The sequence below is a fragment of the Microcoleus sp. Z1_B2 genome (assembly GCF_036700325.1).
GTDB lineage: Bacteria > Cyanobacteriota > Cyanobacteriia > Cyanobacteriales > Microcoleaceae > Microcoleus.
On record NZ_JAUBOQ010000107.1, the window covers coordinates 1 to 2,406 of the forward strand.

Below are 2,406 nucleotides of genomic sequence, written 5' to 3' on the forward strand. Positions count from 1 at the left end.
CGGAATGAAGCGAAAGTTTCACGTTCCGTTCTGAAGGAGAGGTAGGGGTAGAAATGCCCCTATCGACTCTAACTACCAGAAGCACTCTTGAAGTTGGGCCTTACCCCTACTTCATGAACGAATTATAGCAATCCTAAGTGATTTTCTAGAACCGTAACATCTGAAAGTCTTGCTATACAACAAGTCTAGGCAGACAAGAGGGCGTTGTGTTGTGAGACTCAGATCGGATTGCTATAGTAGTGGATCTTCACCCATACTTCAAGCAGCTTCCCAACTCAAACTTGTCTGTGAACAAAGCGTTAATCCAGTCTTAGCAGTCTTAGACGCCCGAATATGGCAATGCAAATTGGGTACTGGCGCAAGCAGACATTCAAGCTGATTGCTTAATGAGACTCCGAAAGAATGCCTGGAAAGTGGTCAGCACCACCAGCATATAGTGGCCGCGGCAGACCACGAAAACACGGGCAAAAAATGAGGCTGAATGACCCAACCACATGGCTCGAAGCGGATGCTGTGATTGAAATTGACGAACATCCACAGTTGGGACAAGTCCGAGTCAGTCAATGGCTTGACTTGCATTTTTATCGTGCCGCTGAACACAGAGTCAATTTAATCCTCGTCGAAAGAATGAAGCCCATGTCAAACGGTCAGCCGTTTCCACCCTTATGGTTGGCCTGGGTGGGAGAACGAACTCTACCCTTAGAAACAGTCTGGTTTAAGTATTTACGACGCTTTGGAGTGGATCATTGGTATAGATTTGTCAAGCAACGATTACACTGGACATTGCCTAACCTAAGAACTCCCGAACAATCCGAGCGTTGGAGTGATTTAATGCCGCCCCGGAGTTGGCAACTCTGGCTAGCTAGGGATTTAGTGGTTGAGAATGTATTACTGCAGGCAATCTGCTACAACCAATTTAACCCCTGGACGTGTTGCCCAATCAATGTTGTAGATTTTAGTTCAATGTCACTGAAAAAGTCTCGATCGCAAGGCCTGTTTACCTTTTAAGATAGAGCGAGGTTCCTGCATTCGAGGATACGGCTTTGGCCTGTGTTTCAACACCCGAGGTTCGGAACGCTCAGGTCGTATCGTGAGTAAATTAGTTGCCACCTGCGACAACAGAAATTGATGCCATTGTCGCTGTTGGCGCTTTCCTGTAGTTGCCAACAGCGTCAATAACTGATTAAACTGCTGCCTTGTTGATTGGAAGGAGATTTGAAAAGCTGTATGTTCTGATGAAGATACTGACTGCCACATAATGGTACGTAATAAAGTGTAAGCCAATAAGTGTATCCAGATTTCCTTTCTGACCATTGCCGGAGTTTTAGCTGTTAACATCTCCATTTTCAAAGTTGTTTTAAGATGACGGAGACTGACTTCAGCAGCAGACCACCGCAGCCCGTATAACTGAGTTAATTTGTGAACAGTGTAGCGTTTGGCGTCCAGTAACGTTGTGACTACAATAATACGCTCGTCTCGGAAGCCACGGTGTTGAATTCGCTCTTCAGACTTCCCGAACAATGAAATTAGATGGTAATTCCTCGAATTCCTCATTACTCATGTGTTTGGGACACTGTTGAGGCTTATTCCAGACTACTTGATGGTCGCCAATTCCCAACTTCTTGCCCCGCCCTTAAGTCAGTTTTACGGAGATGATTTTTCCGAAAAACAGCGTCGGCTCCCTGCTGTTTTACCAAAACTAAATCGACATAATTGCCGTAAGCTCGATCAGCTAATATCACATCGTCGGGAACTATAGTTATTTCAAATAAGTATGAGACACTCTTCATGCACAATAAGCACGAATAACTTCATCAAGAGATGTGTTAGGAGACGCATACATTTTAGCTCTCTTTAATGCACTAAAATCATGCTCAATATCATTTAAGTCAGGAGAGTATTTTGGTAAAAATATTATCTGATGACCTGCCTCCTCAACCAATAGTCTAATGACCGTCTTACGATGAATGGGTGCATGATCCATAATCAATATAGATGGACTGGTTAAATCTGGTAACAGATATAAAGATAACCATCCTTCAAATCCTTCTGCATTCAAACTACCCATAAAGAGCATTGGTGCAATTAAGTCCTTCTTTCCTTTTCTTCTTCCTGCTACTAAATTTTCTCTTTTCCCCGTTTTCCTGGTATGAGCGCCATAGACTTTCTTTCCTCTTTTTGCCCAGGCCTAGACAGAACCTTCAAATTCCTCAAATCCTGACTCATCAATGAATACAAGACTTTTGCTGCCATAAATTTTAATTAATTGTCTCAGATTTCTCTAATATTTCATTCTTTCTTCTCGATTTCTTTCTTTATAGCGAAGTTCTTTTTTTTTTGTAATTTTCAATTTTTTTAAGGCATAGCAGATGGCACTCGGTCTGACGGAGAAAGTTTTTGCTCTTT

The 2,406-nt window shown here is 42.6% G+C and carries 3 protein-coding genes and 1 pseudogene; 1 reads left to right on the plus strand and 3 read right to left on the minus strand.

What is annotated here, in order from left to right; translation table 11 throughout:
• The first annotated feature begins 402 nt into the window (after positions 1-402).
• Positions 403-1,008 carry a hypothetical protein gene (locus QT984_RS29590; RefSeq protein ID WP_333058661.1) on the plus strand — a complete coding sequence of 202 codons (606 nt, stop codon included), beginning with the start codon at positions 403-405 and terminating at the stop codon, positions 1,006-1,008.
• Here QT984_RS29590 and QT984_RS29595 read toward each other — a convergent pair.
• The 3 genes and pseudogenes from QT984_RS29595 to QT984_RS29605 form a co-directional block, all read right to left on the minus strand.
• A complete protein-coding gene (locus QT984_RS29595) occupies positions 967-1,521 on the minus strand; it encodes a transposase (protein WP_333058660.1) in 555 nt (184 codons plus the stop codon). The genes QT984_RS29590 and QT984_RS29595 overlap by 42 nt on opposite strands.
• Positions 1,522-1,583: 62 nt before the next feature.
• Positions 1,584-1,790, minus strand: coding sequence for a hypothetical protein (locus QT984_RS29600; RefSeq protein ID WP_333058659.1), 207 nt, complete (start codon positions 1,788-1,790; stop codon positions 1,584-1,586).
• Positions 1,787-2,406 (minus strand): annotated as a pseudogene (locus QT984_RS29605) (transposase); the annotation flags it as partial. The pseudogene QT984_RS29605 and the gene QT984_RS29600, both read right to left, overlap by 4 nt.

What these genes read in the sequence shown, in the direction of transcription:
- QT984_RS29590 (WP_333058661.1), top strand. Translation starts at nt 403, where the DNA reads ATGCCTGGAAAGTGGTCAGCACCACCAGCATATAGTGGCCGCGGCAGA.
- QT984_RS29600 (WP_333058659.1), bottom strand. Translation starts at nt 1,790, where the DNA reads ATGAAGAGTGTCTCATACTTATTTGAAATAACTATAGTTCCCGACGAT.